Consider the following 18,827-nt stretch of genomic DNA (forward strand, 5'->3'; position numbering starts at 1 on the left):
GCCAGCCGTAACCTCGGTTTGAGGCAGCATCTGACAAGTGAGTGTTACAAACGAGCTGAAGGAGACCAGAGGGTTGCCCGCGCCCCGTTCCGAGCGCATTTTCGGCGGGTATACCGCGTCGGACGCCTACGCGGAGGTGTATTCGAAGGCCTTCGACGAGATGTTCGACGCCCACGGCGAGGTCCGCGGCCCCTACAAGGGGATTTACGCGGAGCTGGCGCCGTCGGACGCCTCCGAGCTCAAGGCCCGCGCCGAAGCTCTGGCCCGCGCCTTCTTCGATCAGGGCATCACGTTCTCCCTGTCCGGCCAGGAGCGCCCGTTCCCTCTCGACCTCGTGCCGCGGGTGATTTCGGGCCCGGAGTGGAGCAAGCTCGAGCGCGGTATCATCCAGCGCGTCAAGGCCCTCGAGCTGTACCTCGACGACATCTACGGCGACCAGGAGATCCTCAACGACGGCGTCATCCCGCGGCGGCTGGTGACCTCGTGCGAGCACTTCCACCGGCAGGCCGTCGGGATCGTCCCGCCCAACGGGGTGCGAATCCACGTCGCCGGCATCGACCTGATCCGCGACGAGAAGGGCAACTTCCGGGTCCTCGAGGACAACCTGAGGTCGCCGTCGGGGGTGTCCTACGTCATGGAGAACCGCCGCACCATGGCTCGGGTGTTCCCGAATCTGTTCGCGATCCACCGGGTGCGTGCGGTCGATGACTACTCGTCGCACCTGTTGCGCGCGCTGCGCAACTCCGCGGCCACCAACGAGGCCGACCCGACCGTGGTGGTGCTGACCCCCGGCGTCTACAACTCGGCGTACTTCGAGCATTCGCTGCTGGCCCGGCAGATGGGCGTGGAGCTGGTCGAGGGGCGGGACCTGTTCTGCCGCGACAACCAGGTCTATATGCGCACCACGGAGGGCGAGCGCCAGGTCGACGTCATCTACCGGCGCATCGACGACGTCTTCCTGGATCCGCTGCAGTTCCGGGCCGATTCGGTCCTGGGGGTGGCGGGCCTGGTCAACGCCGCCCGCGCGGGCAACGTGGTGATCTCCAGCGCGATCGGTAACGGGGTCGGCGACGACAAGCTGGTCTACACCTACGTGCCAACCATGATCGAGTACTACCTCGGCGAGAAGCCGCTGCTGGCCAACGTGGAGACCTACCGGTGCTGGCTGGACGACGAACGCGAAGAGGTGCTGGACCGCATCGACGAGCTGGTGCTCAAGCCCGTCGAGGGCTCCGGCGGCTACGGCATAGTGTTCGGCCCGGACGCCTCCGAGAAGGAGCTGGCCACCGTCGCCAAGAAGATCCGCGACGACCCGCGCAGCTGGATCGCCCAGCCGATGATGGAGCTGTCGACCGTCCCGACGCAGGTCGGCAGCGCACTGGCGCCGCGCTACGTCGACCTGCGGCCGTTCGCGGTCAACGACGGCGACGACGTGTGGGTGCTGCCGGGCGGGTTGACGCGGGTGGCGCTGGTCGAGGGCTCGCGGGTGGTCAACTCCAGCCAGGGCGGTGGGTCCAAGGACACCTGGGTGCTGGCGCCGCGGGCGACCGGCGGCGACCGCGAGCTGGGCGCCGCCGAGGTGGTGCGGTCGCTGCCGAAGTCCATGCCCGACCCGGCGCTGGACGGCGCCCCACGGCTGGCGCAGCAGCCGGCGCAGCCCACCGACCCGCCGCAGCACGAACAGACCCAGCAACAGCAGCAGCAAAGGACGGTCCCCTGATGCTGGCCCGCAACGCCGAGGCGCTGTACTGGATCGGCCGCTACGTGGAGCGCGCCGACGACACCGCGCGGATCCTCGACGTGGCACTGCACCAACTGCTGGAGGACTCCAGCGTCGACCCCGACCAGGCGTCGCGGCTCCTGCTGCGGGTGCTCGGCATCGAGCCGCCCGATCACGACCTGGACGTGTGGTCGTTGACCGACTTGGTGGCCTTCGGCACGAACACGACCGGCGGCTGTTCGATCGTCGACGCGGTAACGGCGGCCCGGGAGAACGCGAAGTCGGCGCGGGAGGTCACGTCCAGCGAGATCTGGGAATGCCTCAACACCACCTACAACGCCCTGCCGGAACGCTGGCGCGCTGCCAAACGCCTTGGCCCGCACGAGTTTTTGTCCTATATCGAGGGCCGGGCCGCGATGTTCGCCGGGCTCGCCGACTCGACGCTGTCGCGCGACGACGGGTACCGCTTCATGGTGCTGGGCCGCGCCATCGAACGGGTCGACATGACGGTGCGGCTGCTGCTGTCCCGGGTGGGGGACAGCGCGTCGTCGCCGGCGTGGGTGACGCTGCTGCGCTCGGCGGGAGCGCACGACACGTACCTGCGGACCTACCGGGGTGTGCTCGACGCGGCCCGGGTGGTCGAGTTCATGCTGTTGGACCGGCTGTTCCCGCGGTCGGTGTTCTACTCGCTCAAGCTGGCCGAACACAGCCTCGACGAGCTGCTGCACAGTCCGCAGAGCCGCGTCGGGTCCACCGCGGAGGCGCAGCGCCTGCTCGGCCGGGCGCGCAGCGAGCTGGAGTTCGTGGAACCTGGTGTGCTGCTCGAGTCGTTGGAGACTCGCCTGGCCGACCTGCAGCGGACCTGCCGCGATGTCGGTGAGGCGTTGTCGCTGCAGTACTTCCACGTCACCCCTTGGGTAGCGTGGTCGGATGCCGGCCAACGCGGCCGGCTGGTTACCCGGCAGGGGGACGGCTGATGTGGCGGCTGCGGATCGTGCACACCACCGGTTATGCCTACCAGTCGCCGGTGACGGCTTCGTACAACGAGGCCCGGTTGACCCCGCGGTCGAACACCCGGCAGAACGTCATTCTCAACCGCGTCGAGACCATTCCCGCGACCCGCTCCTACCGCTACATCGACTACTGGGGCACCGCCGTCACCGCGTTCGACCTGCACGCCCCGCACACCGACCTCACCGTCACGTCGTCGTCGGTGGTTGAGACCGAGGAGCCGGAGGGGCCCGACGCCGAGGTGACCTGGAGCGATCTGCGGACCGAGGCCGTGATCGACCGGTTCGACGAGCTGCTGCGCCCCACCGAGCACACGCCCGCGAGCAAACGGGTGGCGTCGGTGGGCAAGAAGATCGCCAAGTCCCATACGCCGTCCGAAGCCGTCGTCGCGGCGGCCGGCTGGGTGCGCGAGCAGCTGGACTACCTGCCCGGCACCACCAGCGTGGCCTCGTCGGGGCTGGACGCCCTAAACGAGGGCAAGGGTGTCTGCCAGGACTTCGTGCACCTGTCGCTGATGTTGTTGCGCGGCATGGGGATTCCCGCGCGTTACGTCTCGGGTTACCTGTACCCGAAGCGGGACGCCGTCGTCGGGGAGACCGTCGACGGGCGCAGCCACGCCTGGATCGAGGTCTGGACCGGCGGTTGGTGGGCCTACGACCCCACCAACAACGCCCCGATCAGCGAACAGTACGTGAGCGTGGGCGCCGGCCGCGACTACACCGACGTGTCCCCGCTGAAGGGGATCTACTCGGGTGAGGGCGCGACCGACCTCGACGTCGTGGTGGAGGTCACCCGGCTGGCCTAGCGGCGATCGCGAGCGCGGCGTAGCCGCGCGAGGCGGGTCGCCGCAGTATGCCTAGCGGCGATCGCGAGCGCGGCGTAGCCGCGCGAGGCGGGTCGCCGCAGTATGCCTAGCGGCGATCTACACCTCGACGCGGTGCAAGTCGTCGCCCAGTTCGATTCGCCCGCCGAATTCGGAGGCGGCCAGGGTCCGCCACTGCTCCTCCTGGCCCGGCACCAGGGCCGGCACGTAGTGCGTCATCACCAACGTGCCCACCCCCGCGCGCGCCGCCGTCGCGGCCGCTTCCTGCACTGACGAGTGGTAGTCGCAGACGTCGCGCACGCGCTGCTGCGGAATGTTGCCGAGGATGTCCTTGCGGATCACGGTGTGCACCAGCGCGTCCGCGCCGCTCGCGAGCGCGTCCAGGCCGGCGCAGGGCACGGTGTCGCCGGCCAGCACCACCGAGGTGCCGTCGGCCTCGATGCGGAAGCCGATGGTCGGCGTCACCGGCCGGTGGTCGGTCGGCGCCACTCGGATGGTGACGCCGTCGCGGTCCCACACCGGTCCCTCGGTGTGTTCGTGCACCTCGACCGCGGGCGGTTCGTTCAGGTCGGCGTGGTGGGCGATCCGGTAGCCGATGTCGTGGCCGAACGCCTTGAGCGTCGCCTCGACGGTCTCGGCGGTGCCGGGCGGCCCGATGATCGGCAGCGGCGCGGGATCCGGCGCGAAGGTGCTGATCCACCGCGTGATGAGGAGGTCGCCGAGGTCGCCGATGTGGTCGCTGTGCAAGTGGGTGAGCAGCAACGCCGACAGCCCGGCGGCCCCGACACCGATCGCCGCCGCGCGTTGCAACACCCCGCGCCCGCAATCGACCAGGAACACCTGGCCGCCGGCGCGGACCAGGGTCGACGGCCCGGCGCGGTTCGGGTCGGGAATGGGACTACCGGTTCCGAGCAGGGTGATTTCGATCATGGCGCCATCCTCGCAATCAACCGGGCTGCGGTGCGCGGATCGACACGGTTCTTCCAGCGGCTTTTCCGCAGGGCCAGATAGCCGTAGCCTGTGTGAAGCGGATCACAACCGGCGGGAGGCCCCGATGCGTATCGCAGACGTCTTGCGGAACAAGGGTGGGGCGGTGGCGACGATCACCCCGGACGCCCCCGTCCGGGACCTGCTCGCCGGTCTGGCCGAGCGGAACATCGGGGCGATGGTCGTGGTCGGTGACGGCGGGGTCGTCGGCATGGTCTCCGAGCGCGATGTCGTGCGCCAACTGCACGCGCAGGGCCCCGACGTGCTGGCCCGCCCGGTGTCGCAGATCATGACCGCCACGGTCGCCACCTGCACGAAGTCCGACACCGTCGACTCGCTCAGCGCGCTGATGACCAACAACCGGGTGCGCCACGTGCCGGTGCTCGAGGGCAAGCAGCTGATCGGCATCGTCAGCATTGGCGACGTGGTGAAGACCCGGATGGAAGAGCTCGAGGCCGAGCAGCAGCAGCTGCACTCCTACATCACGCAGGGCTGACCGGGCGCACGGTCGCCGAGCGTGCACTCAGGGCGAAAATCCGGCCGTTTTGTCGCCGTGGTTACACGCTGGGCGAAGAACTAGCGCCAGGAGTACTCGGCGCGCAGCCGGGCGGCCACCACGTCGAAGACCTCGCGCGCCATGATCGCGCCCTCGCGGCGGATGCCCTCCTCGGGCACGTCGAGCACCCGGTCCAGCCGCACCCAGCTCTCCCTGCCCTCGCAATCCCAGTCCCCGGAGCCGATCCCCACCCAGTTCGGGTCGGCGGCGTGGCGCTCCTGGCTCGACATCATCAGGCCCAGCAATGCGCTGCGGTCGCGGCCCACGACCAGCACCGGACGGTCCTTGCCGCGGGTCGGGTCGTCCTCGTAGACCACCCAGGTCCAGACGACCTCCCCGGGATCGGCCTGGCCGTCGAGGTCGGGCGCGTAGACCAGCTTGCGCGCCCGCTGCGCCGTGGGGAAGCTGGCGCTGGTCACCGGCCGACCCGCGGTGACGGCGGCGGGCGGCTGCGGTGTGGCCGCGGCGATGACGTTCGCGGTGATCTTCACGGCCTGCTGCAGCTCGCGCAGCACGGTCTGCGAATTCTCCAGATGCCGAACCAGCCGCGGGGCCCCCGTGACGACCAGGTTCTCCGCAAACCGCCGAAACGTCTTCCACTGTGATTTCTTGGCAGACGCCATATTCGCAGCATAGAACGTGAGCGAGTGGGGGAGATCGTGTCCGAGTGTGTTGCGGCGGCGGGGTAGTTACCCTGGACATGCCCACGAGTCGCCGGAAGGCGCAGGCCCGGGCGCCCTCGAGCATCAGTAGACCAGGAGATTCCCATCAGCAGTTTCGCCGACAAGACCTTCACCGCGCCGGCGCAGATCAGGAATTTCTGCATCATCGCTCACATCGACCACGGCAAGTCCACGCTGGCCGACCGGATGCTCCAGCTCACCGGCGTCGTCGACGAGCGTTCCATGCGCGCCCAGTACCTGGACCGGATGGACATCGAGCGCGAGCGCGGCATCACCATCAAGGCGCAGAACGTGCGGCTGCCCTGGAAGGCCGGCGACAAAGAGTATGTTCTGCACCTCATCGACACCCCGGGCCACGTCGACTTCACCTACGAGGTGTCGCGCGCGCTGGAGGCGTGCGAAGGGGCGATCCTGCTGGTCGACGCCGCTCAGGGCATCGAGGCGCAGACGCTGGCCAATCTCTACCTGGCGCTCGATCGCGACCTGACCATCATCCCGGTGCTCAACAAGATCGACCTGCCGGCCGCCGACCCGGACCGTTACGCGGGCGAGATCGCCCACATCATCGGCTGCGAGCCCGACGACGTGCTGCGGGTCTCCGGCAAAACCGGTGAGGGCGTGAGCGAATTGCTCGACGAGGTGGTGCGCCAGGTCCCGCCACCGCAGGGCGACGCCGACGCCCCGACCCGCGCGATGATCTTCGACTCCGTCTACGACATCTACCGGGGCGTGGTGACCTATGTCCGCGTGGTGGACGGCAAGATCGTTCCGCGCGAGCGCATCCTGATGATGTCGACCGGCGCCACGCACGAGCTGCTGGAGGTCGGCATCGTCTCTCCCGAGCCGAAGCCAAGCGAAGGCCTCGGCGTGGGGGAGGTGGGCTACCTGATCACCGGCGTCAAGGACGTCCGCCAATCCAAGGTGGGCGACACCGTGACGACGGCCCGCAACGGCGCCAAGGAGGCGCTGACCGGCTACCGCGAGCCCAAGCCGATGGTCTACTCGGGCCTCTATCCCGTGGACGGCTCGGACTATCCGGACCTGCGCGACGCCCTGGACAAGCTTCAGCTCAACGACGCGGCCCTGACCTACGAACCGGAAACCTCGGTGGCGTTGGGCTTCGGATTCCGTTGCGGCTTCCTGGGTTTGCTGCACATGGAGATCACCCGCGAGCGGCTGGAACGCGAATTCGACCTGGACCTCATCTCGACGTCGCCGAACGTCGTCTACCGAGTCATCAAGGAGGACGGCACCGAGATCGTGGTGACCAATCCGTCGGACTGGCCGGAGGGCAAGGTGCGCTCGGTGTACGAGCCTGTGGTCAAGGTCACCGTCATCGCGCCGAGCGAATTCATCGGCACCATCATGGAATTGTGTCAGTCGCGCCGCGGCGAACTGGGCGGCATGGACTACCTGTCGCCCGAACGGGTGGAACTGCGCTACACGATGCCGCTCGGGGAGATCATCTTCGACTTCTTCGACTCGCTGAAGTCCCGGACCCGCGGCTACGCCAGCCTCGACTACGAGGAGGCCGGTGAGCAGGAGGCCGACCTGGTCAAGGTCGACATCCTGCTGCAGGGCGAGGCCGTCGACGCGTTCAGCGCGATCGTGCACAAGGACGGCGCGTCGGCCTATGGCAACAAGATGACCACCAAGCTCAAGGAACTCATCCCGCGCCAGCAGTTCGAGGTTCCAGTGCAAGCCGCGATCGGATCGAAAATCATTGCGCGCGAGAACATTCGCGCGATCCGCAAGGACGTGCTGTCGAAGTGCTACGGCGGTGACATCACCCGGAAGCGCAAGCTGCTGGAAAAGCAGAAGGAAGGCAAGAAGCGGATGAAGACCATCGGGCGGGTCGATGTGCCGCAGGAAGCGTTCGTCGCAGCGTTGTCGACCGACGCGGCCGGGGACAAGGGCAAGAAATAATCGTGCGCGGAGCTGGGGCGGTGACGGCGTTGACGGTGGTCGCCGCGTTGGCGGCGGGCTGCGGTTCGGTGGTGGACGGCACCGCGAAGCCGGCGCCGAATATCAAGCCGCAACCGATCACCGGCGCGACGGTCAAGCAGGTGTTGCTCGATGGCGTCGCGCTGTCGCGAATGCTCAACCAGCAGTTCGTCCTGCGCAACCCACCAGACTTCGGCGGGCCGGAGAAGCTGTACCACCGCGACGACGTGGTGTCGCCGGCCGACTGCCAGGGCGTGACGGCGATGCTGCAGCGCAGCATCTACAGCTCCGCCGACGTCAGGGATGTCGCATCGGAGTCGTGGTGGAACAACGGCGAGCCGGCGCAGGTGATCACCGTGATGGAGGGTGTGGTCTCGCTGCCCTCCGCCGCGGCCGCCCAGGCGCGGTTCCTCCAATTCGCCGACCAGTGGCGGAAGTGCAACGGCACCACGACGACGGAGCAAACGGGCCCGATCAGCACGACGAACGTCATCAGCGACGTTCGCGTCACGGATTCCTTTATCGCGGCGACGAACACCGCGACATCCACGCTGCCCAACATGCCGCCGCTGCGGCCCACACCGCAGGCGCGGGCCATCGGGGTCCGGTCGAACTGCATCGTCGAGGTCGAGGTGGTGTTCTTCGGTGACCGGCGCCCTTCCGACCCGGGATCGGGCACGCTGGACAACAGCGGGATGGACGTTGCGCGCGCCATGATGGACAGGGTGAGCGCCCTGGGCTGACGGCGCCGGTCCCGCACATTCGATGCTGGGACCTTGCTGAAGTTCCGCTGTAATTTGGTTGTGCCCACGGTGTTTGGTTCGCGCGCAAGAGTGAACTCCTGGTAATCACGGAGTAAGCAACGACATTCGCCGCCGCGCTCCGGGTTGCCATGGCACGGGGGCGAATCCAGGCAGAAACACAAAAGAGTGCATAAGAAGCGTTGGTTATTAACAGTGTTGCCGACGGTGGCGATCGTCACCGCCGGCTGCACCGCGACCGTCGGCGGGGAAGCGCAACCCGTGCCCACGCCGATCCTCCGTCCGCTCACCGGCCCCGCCCTCAAGCGGGCGTTGCTCGGACGCGTCCCGCTGTCGCGGGTGCTCAAGCAATCCTTGGTTCTCGATCCCCGCTTCCCCCCCGCGATTCGGCGGCCCCGAGGTGCTGCGTGCCGCGGGACCCGCCACATCGGCCGACTGCCTCGGTGTGGCGGGGATGCTCGAGCAGACTGCCTATCAGTCCAGCAATGTCCGCGGCGTCGCGGTGGAAGCGTGGCACCACGCCGCCAAGTCGGCTTCGGTGACCGCCGTCAAGGAGGGCATCGTCAGCCTGCCCACGGCCGCCGAGGCCAACGCGCTCTTCGCCGATTTCTCGAAGCAGTGGCAAACCTGCGAGGGCAAGACGCAACCGCTGCAGGACAGCGTGTTTCGGCTCAAGGCGAAGATCACCCAGGTGCGCGCGACAGGTACCGTGCTGGGCGCGACCGTCTTGGTCGGGTTCGACTCGGAAGATCCCGATTCCGACTCCATCCCGGAGGAGCGCGCCGTCGGCGTGCGGGGTAATTGCCTCGTCGAGGTCGAGGTGGACCTCTTCAACGCGGTGCAATCGACGCCGGGCGACGGCGAAAGCGGCGCCGACACCGGCGCCACCGAGATCGCGCAACGCATGATGGACAACGTCGACGCCCTGAACTGACGCGCGCCCGCGATCGCCACGGGAGTTTGATGGTGGCGACCCGCTTCGCCCGGCTTCGCCGCGCTCGCGATCGCCACTACATAGGCGCGTTGGCGGGCTGGAACACCCCGGAGCCGTCGGCCTCCTCTTCGGCGCGAATCACGTGGACCACGGCGTTGATCAGCGCCAGGTGGGTGAACGCCTGCGGGAAGTTACCCAGCTGCCGGCCGGTTCGCGGCTCGATCTCCTCGGCGTAGAGATGCAGCGGGCTGGCGTAGGACAGCAGCCGCTCACACAGCCGCTTGGCGCGCGCCACCTCGCCGATCTCGACCAGCGCCGACACCAGCCAGAACGAGCAGATCGTGAAGGTGCCTTCCTCGCCGGTCAACCCGTCGTCGGTCTCCTCCACGCGGTAGCGCAGCACCAAACCGTCCTGAGTGAGCTCGTCGGCGATGGCCAGCACGGTGTTACGCACCCGCGGGTCGTCCGGCGGCAGGAACCTGGTCAGCACGACCAGCAGCAGCGAGGCGTCCAGCGCGTCGCTGCCGTAGCGCTGCGTGAACACACCGCGGGAGTCCACCCCGTGCTCGAGGATGTCCTCCTTGATCTCCTCGGCGATGGCCCGCCACTGCTGGGCGTAGCTCTTCTCGCCCTGCCGCTGCGCGAGCTTCGCGCCGCGGTCGAGCGCCACCCAGCACATCACCTTCGACGACGTGAAGTGCTGCGGTTCGCCGCGCACCTCCCAGATGCCGCGGTCGGGCTCGCGCCAATGCTTGACCGCCTCCTCCACCTGCTTCTTCAGCACCGGCCATAGGCTCTCGGGGATCTGCTCGCGCGACTTGCAGTGCAGGTAGAACGAGTCCAGGATCGAGCCCCAGATGTCGTGCTGGTCCTGGTTGTAGGCGCCGTTGCCGATGCGAACCGGCCGCGCGTGGTCGTAGCCGGACAGGTGGTGCAGCTCCTCCTCCACCAGGCTCCGCTCGCCCCCGACGCCGTACATGACCTGCAGCGGGTGGCGCTCGTCGTTGTTGGCGCCGGAGACGTCGGCGATGAACGCGAAGAAGTCGTCGGCCTCGCGGTCCAGCCCCAGCGTGTACAGGCCCCAAAGGGCGAACGTGGAATCGCGCACCCAGGCGTAGCGGTAGTCCCAGTTGCGCTCGCCCTGCGGCGTCTCGGGAAGTGACGTGGTGGCGGCCGCCAGCAGTGCGCCGGTCGGCGAATACGTCAACCCCTTCAGCGTGAGGGCGCTGCGCTGCAGGTAGGCCCGCCAGGGGTGGTCGGGGAAGTTGCCGATGTTGATCCACTGCCGCCAGCACTCGGTGGTCTGCCACATCTTGTCGGCGGCCTCTTGGTAGGTCTGCGGCGCCGGGTGCTTGGTCCAGCTGAGCGCGACGAAGACGTCGTCGCCCTCCTTCATCCGGGTGCGCGCCCGCGCCTCCCGCCCCTCCAGGCCGATCCGCAGGTTGGTCGTCAGCCGCAGGGTGGGGTGCGCGTCGGGATGCTTGGTGGCGCGGGCGATGGCCTCGCCGTACGCGTTGGCGGAGTATTCCCAGGTTGCGCCCACGCGGTGATAGTCGAACGCCGGTTCGCAGCTCATCATCAGCTCGACGGTGCCGCTCACGCAGCGCACGGTCCGCAGCAGGATGTGCTCGGCGTCCCAGTCCATCGGCGTGCGCCGGTGGGTTCGGGAGCGGCGCTCCACGTCATGCCAAGGCCCCATCACTAGCGTGTCCCGCACGATGAGCCACCCGGTGTGGGTCTGCCAGGTGGTCTCCATGATCAGGCTGCCGGGCAGGTAGCGCCGCGCCGACGGCACGGACACCCCGTAGGGCCCGAGCCGGAAATGGCCGGCGCTGCGGTCCAGGATCGAACCGAACACGCTCGGTGAGTCCGGCCGGGGCACACACATCCATTCCACGGATCCGGCCGGCGAGATCAGGCAGGTGGTCTCCCAGTCGGAGAGGAACGCGTAGTCGGCGATCGGCGGGAAGGGGTTGCGCAGGGTCCCGGTGGCCGAGAAGGGCGCCGGGGCGCTGAAGTCGATGGGCGCCGCGAGGGCCGCTTCGTACGCTTGCTCGGCCACCGGCTCGGCGGGCTGGTCGGCGGGTTCGGCGTGCAGGACCATCCCGACATCATCGACTGTTTACCTGCTCCCCGTCCACGCTTTCCGCCGAGCGGCGCGCCGCCAGTGTCTTGGATCACCCGCTGCGCCGGGGTGGCCGGCGAGCATAGCCGGGCGCATGCTCGGGGAGGGGGCCGATCGCGACCAGGTAGCCGACCAGGCGCCGCAATGCCACCGCCCGGCCCACCAGCCGTACCGCTCGTGGAGCGCTTCGCGAGTCATTGGCTCCCGAGCCGTGGTCGCTTTCGGCCACCGCTGCCGCGATCACGTTCGCGTGGATCATCCGTTGCGCCGCCTGCAGAACCGCCGTCGGAAGCCAGCGCCGCAGCTGCACGCGGGCCAGCTGACGGGTGGACACCCGCCCCGAGCGCAGGGGAGCGGCCAGTATCCGGGCGGTGGCCACGGCGTCGGCGACCGCCAGGTTGATGCCGACGCCACCGACCGGCGACATCGCATGCGCGGCATCGCCGATGAACAGCACGCCGTCGGAGTACCACCGGGAGAGCCGATTCAACTGCACGTCAAGCAGTTTCACGTCGTCGAACGAGGCGAGCTGATCAATGCGGTCGGCGATCCAGGGCACCATGCCGATCAGGGCCCGGTGCAGCGCTTCGATTCCTTCGGCCCGAAGCCTGGCGTCGCTGCCCTTCGGGATGATGTAGGCGATCTGGTAGTAGTCGCCGCGGTCGATCATGATCGTCGCGTGCCCGGCGCGCAGCACGCCGGCCAGCCCGCTGGGGTCGTCGGACCGGCGGGGCAGGCGAAACCACCACACGTCCATAGGGGCGCCGAAGCTGCGCGGCGTCAGCCCCATCGCGGACCGCACCGTCGATGACCGCCCGTCGCACGCCACGGTCAACTCCGCCCGCATCTCCCGGATCGGACCCGCCGGATCGGCGTGGTCCCGGTATGTGACACCGACGACGCGGTCGCCGTCCCGGACCACGCCGAGGACCTCCGTGCTGCGCAGCAGCCGGAAGGTCGGCTCGGCCTCGGCGGCGGCGGCCACCATTTCGAGGAAATCCCACTGCGGCACTAGCGCGATGTGCTGGTGCGATCCGGGCAGCCGGGTCAGGTCGAGATCGACCGTCCCGTTCTGGACCTCCATCCGGATCGTGCTGATCAGGCGATGCGGAATCTCGGCGAACCGCGCGCCCAGGCCGAGTTCGTCGAGCAGTTGCAGCGTGCTCGCGTGCACGGTGTCCCCGCGGAAGTCCCGCAAGAAGTCGGCATGTTTCTCCATCACCGTGACGTCGACGCCGGCGCGGGCCAAGAGCAGGCCGAGCATGACGCCCGCCGGACCGCCGCCGACGACGAGGCAGGTCGTGTCCTGAGATTCGGAAGACCCCGATGACATGCGCCGATCCTGGCACATTGGTTTCGGGTGCCGGGCCGAATAGGCTTAAGCCTGATGGACGGGTTTCTGAATTGGTGGGACGGCAACGAGCTGTGGCTTTCGGGGCTCGCGTTCGTCCTGCAGGCCATGGTGGTGATGCCCGTGGTGTTGGGGGTGGCCTACCTCACCGCGGCCGGGCTGGACGGGCTACTGGGCAAGGGGATCGCGCTGATGCGCCGCGCCCGCCACGCCGACGCGACCGCCGGATAGCGCTATGCCTCGCTCGCACGTGACGACGATTCTCGTCGCGCTGGTGGTGCTGGTGATCGTCACCTGGCTGGTGACGCACTGACCCGGCCGGGGCGAGGCCCGGTGGCGGGCCAGCGATTTTTTGTTAGGCTTCGCGGCATGCATCTGGCACCCGCGCTTTTCCAATGCGGTGTTCTCGTGCACTGTTGTCGCTGACTCCCGAACCCGTGCGCGGTCTGGTGTGGAGTTGGTTGATTCTCGTCGCGTTTCCAGTGCCGTTCCGCAACAACGGGACCAAATCCGTCTCGCACTGGAAGGCCACAATGCTCAACAACAGCGGGCTCAACGACAGCGGGCTCAAACCGCGCAGGGTCCGGCCGGTAGCCGCGCTCGCGCTGACGACCGCCGTCCTGGCCGCATGCAACCCCGGACCCAGCGACGTGGTCGGTGGCGGCGGGCCGGGCGGCGCCCGCACCAGCATCACCCTCGTCGCGTACTCCGTCCCGGAACCCGGTTGGAGCAAGGTGATTCCGGCGTTCACCGCCTCCGACCAAGGCAAGGGTGTGCAGGTGGTCACGTCCTATGGGGCATCCGGCGACCAGTCGCGCGGGGTCGTCGACGGCAAGCCGGCCGACGTCGTGAACTTCTCGGTCGAGCCGGACATCACCCGACTGATCAAGGCCGGCAAGGTGTCGAAGGACTGGAACACCGACGCCACCAAGGGAATCCCATTCGGGTCGGTGGTGTCGCTCGTGGTGCGCAAGGGAAATCCGAAGAACATCAGGGACTGGGACGACCTGCTGCGGCCGGGCGTCGAGGTGATCACGCCCAGCCCGCTGAGTTCGGGATCGGCCAAATGGAATCTGCTGGCGCCGTATGCCGTCAAGAGCCAGGGCGGCAGCAACAGCCAGGCCGGCGTCGACTTCATCAACAAGTTGGTGCGCGAACACGTGAAATTGCGGCCGGGATCGGGGCGGGAGGCCACCGATGTCTTCGTTCAGGGCAGCGGTGACGTGCTGATCAGCTACGAGAACGAGGCGATCGCCACCGAGCGGGCGGGCAAGCCGGTCGAACACAACAATCCCCCGCAGACCTTCAAGATCGAGAACCCCGTGGCGGTGGTGAACACCAGCCCGCACCTGGACGCCGCCGTGGCGTTCAAGAACTTCCAGTACACCGCTGCGGCGCAAGAGGTTTGGGCCCGGGCCGGTTTCCGCCCGGTCGACCCCGCGGTGGCCGCCGAGTTCCGCGACCAGTATCCATCGCCGGCGAAACTGTGGACGATCGCCGACTTGGGCGGCTGGGCGGCCGTGGATCCCCAGTTGTTCGACAAGAGCACCGGCAGCATCACCAAGATCTACACGCAGGCCACCGGATGACCGCCGCGGTCACCCCTGACCCCCAGGCGATTCGCCCGGAGCTAAATCCAGCCGGCGCGCACCAGCCGCACCGGCTCGGCGCCACGCCGCTGCGGCTGGGCGTCGCGACGTTGTGGTTGTCGGTGATCGTGTTGCTGCCGCTGGCGGCCATCGCCTGGCAGGCGGCGGGTGCGGGCTGGCAGGCGTTCTGGCTCGCGGTCACCTCGAACGCCGCGCTGGAGTCGTTTCGGGTGACCCTCATCATCTCCGCCGGGGTAACGGCCGTGAACCTGGTGTTCGGCCTGCTGATCGCCTGGGTCCTGGTGCGCGACGACTTCTTCGGCAAGCGGGTCGTCGACGCGATCATCGACCTGCCATTCGCGCTGCCGACCATCGTCGCGAGCCTGGTGATGCTCGCGCTGTACGGGAACAACAGCCCGGTCGGCTTGCACCTACAGCACACCGCCTGGGGCGTGGCGGTGGCGCTCGCGTTCGTGACGCTGCCGTTTGTGGTGCGCGCGGTTCAGCCGGTCCTGCTGGAAATCGATCACGAGACCGAGGAAGCCGCGGCGTCGCTCGGTGCCAGCGGCCCCAAGATCTTCACCTCGGTGGTGCTGCCGTCGCTGTTGCCGTCGTTGTTGTCCGGCGCGGGCCTGGCCTTCTCACGGGCGATCGGCGAATTCGGTTCGGTGGTGTTGATCGGTGGCGCGGTGCCGGGCAAGACCGAGGTGTCGTCGCAGTGGATACGGACGTTGATCGAGAACGACGACCGCACCGGCGCCGCCGCGATCTCGATCGTGCTGCTCGCCATCTCCTTCGTGGTGTTGTTCATCCTACGGATCGTGGGCGGGCGGGCCGCCAAACGTGAGGAGCTGGCCGCATGACGTCGTCCGTCCGGGTCCGGTACCTCCTCCGGTTCGTCGCGCTCGCATACCTTTTCGTGTTGCTCGTATTACCGGTCTCACTGATCCTCTGGAGGACCTTCCGGCCCGGGCTCGGCCAGTTCGTCGACTGGGTGACCACACCGGCCGCGCAATCGGCACTGGATCTCACCCTGCTGGTGGTGGCGATCGTGGTGCCCTTGAACGTGTTGTTCGGCATCCCCACCGCTTTGGTGCTGGCCCGCAACCGATTTCGAGGCAAGGGCGCGCTGCAGGCGATCATCGACCTGCCGTTCGCGGTCTCGCCCGTCGTCGTGGGCGTGGCCCTGATCCTGCTCTGGGGAGCGGCCGGCGCGTTCGGCTTCGTGGAGAAAGACCTGGGGCTCAAGATCATCTTCGGCCTGCCGGGCATCGTGCTGGCCAGCATCTTCGTCACCCTGCCCTTCGTGGTGCGCGAGGTCGAGCCGGTGCTGCACGAGCTGGGCATTGACCAGGAGGAGGCGGCGGCCACGCTGGGTTCGAGTTGGTGGCAGACCTTTTGGCGCATCACGCTGCCGTCGATCCGGTGGGGGCTGACCTACGGCATCGTCCTGACCGTCGCGCGCACCCTCGGTGAATACGGCGCGGTGACCATCGTGTCGTCCAACCTCCCCGGCAAGTCGCAGACGCTGACCCTGCTCGTCTCGGACCGCTACAACCGCGGCGCCGAGTACGGCGCTTATGCGCTTTCGACCCTGCTCATGGGTGTCGCCGTGCTGGTCCTCATCTTCCAAGTGGTGCTGGATGCCCGCCGGGCACGGGCGACCAAGTAGGCCTGACAAGGAGATTCGCGGATGACCGAAACCAAAGCACCCCCGGCCATCGTGGTGCGTGATGCCTATAAGCATTACGGGGACTTCGTGGCGCTGGATCATGTGGATTTTGTGGTGCCGACGGGTTCGTTGACGGCGCTGCTGGGGCCGAGTGGTTCGGGTAAGTCGACGTTGTTGCGGGCGATCGCGGGGCTGGATCAGCCCGATAGCGGGACGGTGACCATCAACGGTCAGGATGTGACCCGGGTGCCGCCGCAGCGGCGCGGGATTGGGTTTGTGTTCCAGCACTATGCGGCATTCAAGCATCTGACGGTGCGCGACAACGTGGCCTACGGCTTGAAGATCCGCAAGCGACCCAAGGCCGAGGTCAAGGCCAAGGTGGACGAGTTGCTGGAAGTCGTGGGGTTGAGCGGGTTTCAGCGGCGCTATCCCAATCAGCTCTCTGGTGGGCAGCGTCAGCGGATGGCGTTGGCGCGGGCGATGGCGGTCGATCCGCAGGTGTTGTTGCTCGACGAGCCGTTCGGCGCCTTGGACGCCAAGGTGCGGGAGGACTTGCGGGCGTGGTTGCGGCGGCTGCATGACGAGGTGCATGTGACCACGGTGCTGGTGACCCACGACCAGGCCGAGGCGTTGGATGTGGCCGATCGGATCGCGGTGCTCAACAAGGGGCGCATCGAGCAGATCGGCTCGCCCACCGAGGTTTACGACTCGCCGGCCAGCACGTTCGTGATGTCGTTTCTGGGTGCGGTCTCCGAGCTCAACGGCGCCTTGGTGCGCCCGCACGACATTCGGGTGGGCCGCAAGCCTGATATGGCCGTCGCCGGGGGCGACGGCACCGCCGAGTCGATCGGGGTCGTGCGGGCCACCGTCGACCGGGTGGTCGCGTTGGGGTTCGAGGTGCGCGTCGAGCTGACGAGCGCGGCCACCAAGCGGCCGTTCACCGCCGAGATCACCCGCGGCGACGCCGAGGCATTGGCCCTGCGCGACGGCGACACCGTGTACGTGCGGGCCACCCGGGTGCCGCCGCTGCCCAGCGACGTGGTGCTTCCCCGTGACGGCGGCGCCGACGGGACGAACGAGGATCAGGACACGCTGACGTCGGCTTGATGCCCTTGCCCGATGTCCGGAAGCGGATCGTCAGTTTCCTGCGCCGCGGCTGGCCCGTCCTCAACAAGTTCCCGGCTGGCGCGGCGGTCGATGGTTGAAACCCGTTGAACCCGTTGCCGCTCACGGAGCTTCGTCGTCCTCGTCGTCTTTGGGGCTGAGGAGTTTTTCGGGGTGGTGGTGGGTGTTGGTGCGGGGTTGGCCGTGGTCTTGGTGGGGTGGGGGGATCCATTGGGTGGTGCCGTTGGGGTGTTTGCGGGTGGTGTAGCCGTGGTCGAGGAGGCGGTGGTGGGGTCGGCAGGCGAAGGTGAGCTGGTTGATGTTGGTGGTGTGGGTGGTGGCCCAGTCGGTGACGTGGTGGACTTCGCAGTAGTAGCCGGGTTGGTCGCAGCCTGGTGCGGTGCAGCCGCGGTCTTTGGCGTAGAGGATGAGGCGTTGGCCGGGTGAGGCCAGCCGTTTGGTGTGGTAGAGCGCCAAAGGTTTGGCGTCGTCGAACACGGCCAGATAGTGATAGGCGTGGCGGGCCAGGCGGATGACGTCGCTGATGGGTAGCCGTGATCCGCCGCCGGTGCGTCCGGTGCCGGTGGCCGACTGCAGGTCGGCCAGGGTGGTGGTGATGATGATGGTGGCCGGCAATCCGTTGTGTTGGCCGAGTTTGCCGGAGGCGAGCAAGGCTCGCAGGGCGGTGTTGAGGGCGTCGTGGTGGCGTTGGGCGGCGCTGCGGGTATCGCGGCGGGCGGTGTCCTGGTCGGCGGGGCCGTCGATGACGGGCTGCTCGTCGTCGGGGTTGCACTGGCCGGGGGCGGCGAGTTTGGCCAGCACGGCTTCCAGGGTGGCCCGCGCCTCGGGGGTCAGCAGGGCGCGGAGTTCGGACATGCCGTCGGGGCCTTGGCGGCCCAGGGTCAGGCTGCGGCGGCGGGCGCGGTCGGTGTCGGTGTAGGTGCCGTCGGGATTGAGGCAGTCGGTCAGGGCATCGGCCAGGCCGGCGAGGTGGTCGGGCCGAAACGCGGTGGCTAGCCGGGCTAGGTGGGCTTCGGCGCATTCGCGGGTGCCGACGTCGATGGTGGTGGGCAGCTGGTGGACGAAGCGGCGGATGATGCGGATGTGGGCGGGGCCCAGGCGGCCGTCGCGTTCGGCGGCCGCGGTCCCGGTCAACAGCGGTGGTAGGGGTTGGCCGGTCAAGGCGCGGCGCGGGCCGAGGTCGGCGGCCTCGGCCACCCGCCGGTTGGCCTCGGCCCGGGTCAGGCCCAGCCGGTCGGCCACCACCTGGGGTAGCCGGCCGCCGAGTTGTTCGGGGTCTGCCTGCTCGGCGAGCTGGTTGAGCAGCTGATGGCCCGGCACCCGTAACCGGCGGCCCTCCACCTCCAGGCGCGCCAACAGCGTCAACCGCTCCGGGCAGGTCAGGGCGTCGTAGGAGTGCTCCAGGATGCGTGAGACCGCGGATTGCAGCGCGGCGATATCCGCCTCGATCTCGTCCCGATCACTCGAACCCATGTTCGAAACCCTAGCCGCAGACGCCGACAGAAACGGCCGGTCTGTGACCGCTGGGCCAGGTGATACGGAAGTT

General features: G+C 68.2%; 17 protein-coding genes. 12 read left to right on the top strand and 5 right to left on the bottom strand.

Annotation, left to right across the window (positions count from 1 at the left end):
- The first annotated feature begins 37 nt into the window (after positions 1-37).
- From SKC42_RS19610 to SKC42_RS19620, 3 genes are read left to right on the top strand one after another with little or no spacing between them, the layout of a single operon-like run.
- The gene (locus tag SKC42_RS19610; protein WP_330965932.1) at positions 38-1,720 is read left to right on the top strand and encodes a circularly permuted type 2 ATP-grasp protein; all 1,683 of its coding nucleotides are present in this window, start codon (positions 38-40) and stop codon (positions 1,718-1,720) included.
- Positions 1,720-2,697, top strand: a complete 978-nt coding sequence (locus tag SKC42_RS19615) for an alpha-E domain-containing protein (protein ID WP_330965933.1) — start codon at positions 1,720-1,722, stop codon at positions 2,695-2,697. Before SKC42_RS19610 ends, SKC42_RS19615 begins: the two co-directional genes overlap by 1 nt.
- Positions 2,697-3,536, top strand: coding sequence for a transglutaminase family protein (locus tag SKC42_RS19620; RefSeq protein WP_330965934.1), 840 nt, complete (start codon positions 2,697-2,699; stop codon positions 3,534-3,536). The genes SKC42_RS19615 and SKC42_RS19620 overlap by 1 nt, the downstream gene beginning before the upstream one ends.
- 117 nt (positions 3,537-3,653) lie before the next feature.
- On the opposite strand, the gene SKC42_RS19625 is transcribed toward SKC42_RS19620, so the two are convergent.
- The gene (locus tag SKC42_RS19625) at positions 3,654-4,484 is read right to left on the bottom strand and encodes a ribonuclease Z (RefSeq protein ID WP_330965935.1); all 831 of its coding nucleotides are present in this window, start codon (positions 4,482-4,484) and stop codon (positions 3,654-3,656) included.
- 124 nt (positions 4,485-4,608) lie between these two features.
- On the opposite strand from SKC42_RS19625, the gene SKC42_RS19630 reads away from it, so the two are divergent.
- A complete protein-coding gene (locus SKC42_RS19630) occupies positions 4,609-5,037 on the top strand; it encodes a CBS domain-containing protein (protein WP_330965936.1) in 429 nt (142 codons plus the stop codon).
- Positions 5,038-5,117: 80 nt separating this feature from the next.
- Here SKC42_RS19630 and SKC42_RS19635 read toward each other — a convergent pair whose 3' ends face one another.
- Complete coding sequence (locus SKC42_RS19635) at positions 5,118-5,720, bottom strand: type II toxin-antitoxin system PemK/MazF family toxin (RefSeq protein WP_330965937.1); 603 nt, start codon at positions 5,718-5,720, stop codon at positions 5,118-5,120.
- A 138-nt stretch (positions 5,721-5,858) separates the two neighbouring features.
- On the opposite strand from SKC42_RS19635, the gene lepA reads away from it, so the two are divergent.
- From lepA to SKC42_RS19650, 3 genes are all read left to right on the top strand, one after another.
- Positions 5,859-7,706, top strand: coding sequence for a translation elongation factor 4 (gene lepA / locus SKC42_RS19640; RefSeq protein WP_330965963.1), 1,848 nt, complete (start codon positions 5,859-5,861; stop codon positions 7,704-7,706).
- A gap of 2 nt (positions 7,707-7,708) precedes the next feature.
- Entirely contained in the window at positions 7,709-8,467 is a 759-nt protein-coding gene (locus SKC42_RS19645; protein WP_330965938.1) for a sensor domain-containing protein, read from the top strand.
- A gap of 472 nt (positions 8,468-8,939) precedes the next feature.
- Entirely contained in the window at positions 8,940-9,419 is a 480-nt protein-coding gene (locus tag SKC42_RS19650; protein WP_442932197.1) for a sensor domain-containing protein, read from the top strand.
- 76 nt (positions 9,420-9,495) lie between these two features.
- Here the strand turns inward: SKC42_RS19650 and SKC42_RS19655 are convergent, their stop codons facing one another.
- Together SKC42_RS19655 and SKC42_RS19660 are read right to left on the bottom strand one after the other, a co-directional pair.
- Positions 9,496-11,523: a glycoside hydrolase family 15 protein gene (locus SKC42_RS19655; RefSeq protein ID WP_330965940.1), complete on the bottom strand. Its 2,028-nt coding sequence runs from the start codon at positions 11,521-11,523 to the stop codon at positions 9,496-9,498.
- 73 nt (positions 11,524-11,596) lie between these two features.
- Entirely contained in the window at positions 11,597-12,877 is a 1,281-nt protein-coding gene (locus tag SKC42_RS19660; protein WP_330965941.1) for an FAD-dependent oxidoreductase, read from the bottom strand.
- Positions 12,878-12,931: 54 nt separating this feature from the next.
- Here SKC42_RS19660 and SKC42_RS19665 point away from each other — a divergent pair, with 54 nt between their 5' ends.
- The 5 genes from SKC42_RS19665 to SKC42_RS19685 all read left to right on the top strand — a co-directional run bounded on the left by SKC42_RS19665 (position 12,932) and on the right by SKC42_RS19685 (position 17,263).
- Complete coding sequence (locus tag SKC42_RS19665) at positions 12,932-13,126, top strand: hypothetical protein (protein ID WP_330965942.1); 195 nt, start codon at positions 12,932-12,934, stop codon at positions 13,124-13,126.
- Positions 13,127-13,428: 302 nt separating this feature from the next.
- Positions 13,429-14,484 (top strand): sulfate ABC transporter substrate-binding protein, encoded by a 1,056-nt coding sequence (locus tag SKC42_RS19670; RefSeq protein ID WP_330965964.1) that lies wholly within the window; start codon positions 13,429-13,431, stop codon positions 14,482-14,484.
- Positions 14,481-15,347 (top strand): sulfate ABC transporter permease subunit CysT, encoded by an 867-nt coding sequence (cysT, locus tag SKC42_RS19675; protein WP_330965943.1) that lies wholly within the window; start codon positions 14,481-14,483, stop codon positions 15,345-15,347. The genes SKC42_RS19670 and cysT overlap by 4 nt, the downstream gene beginning before the upstream one ends.
- Positions 15,344-16,156, top strand: a complete 813-nt coding sequence (gene cysW, locus SKC42_RS19680; protein WP_330965944.1) for a sulfate ABC transporter permease subunit CysW — start codon at positions 15,344-15,346, stop codon at positions 16,154-16,156. The genes cysT and cysW overlap by 4 nt, the downstream gene beginning before the upstream one ends.
- Before the next feature lie 21 nt (positions 16,157-16,177).
- Positions 16,178-17,263, top strand: a complete 1,086-nt coding sequence (locus SKC42_RS19685; RefSeq protein ID WP_330965945.1) for a sulfate/molybdate ABC transporter ATP-binding protein — start codon at positions 16,178-16,180, stop codon at positions 17,261-17,263.
- A gap of 120 nt (positions 17,264-17,383) precedes the next feature.
- Here SKC42_RS19685 and SKC42_RS19690 read toward each other — a convergent pair whose 3' ends face one another.
- On the bottom strand, positions 17,384-18,754 hold the full coding sequence (locus tag SKC42_RS19690) for an HNH endonuclease signature motif containing protein (protein ID WP_330965946.1): 1,371 nt from the start codon (positions 18,752-18,754) through the stop codon (positions 17,384-17,386).
- Positions 18,755-18,827: the final 73 nt, after the last annotated feature.

Source organism: Mycobacterium sp. 050134 (assembly GCF_036409085.1).
GTDB lineage: Bacteria > Actinomycetota > Actinomycetes > Mycobacteriales > Mycobacteriaceae > Mycobacterium.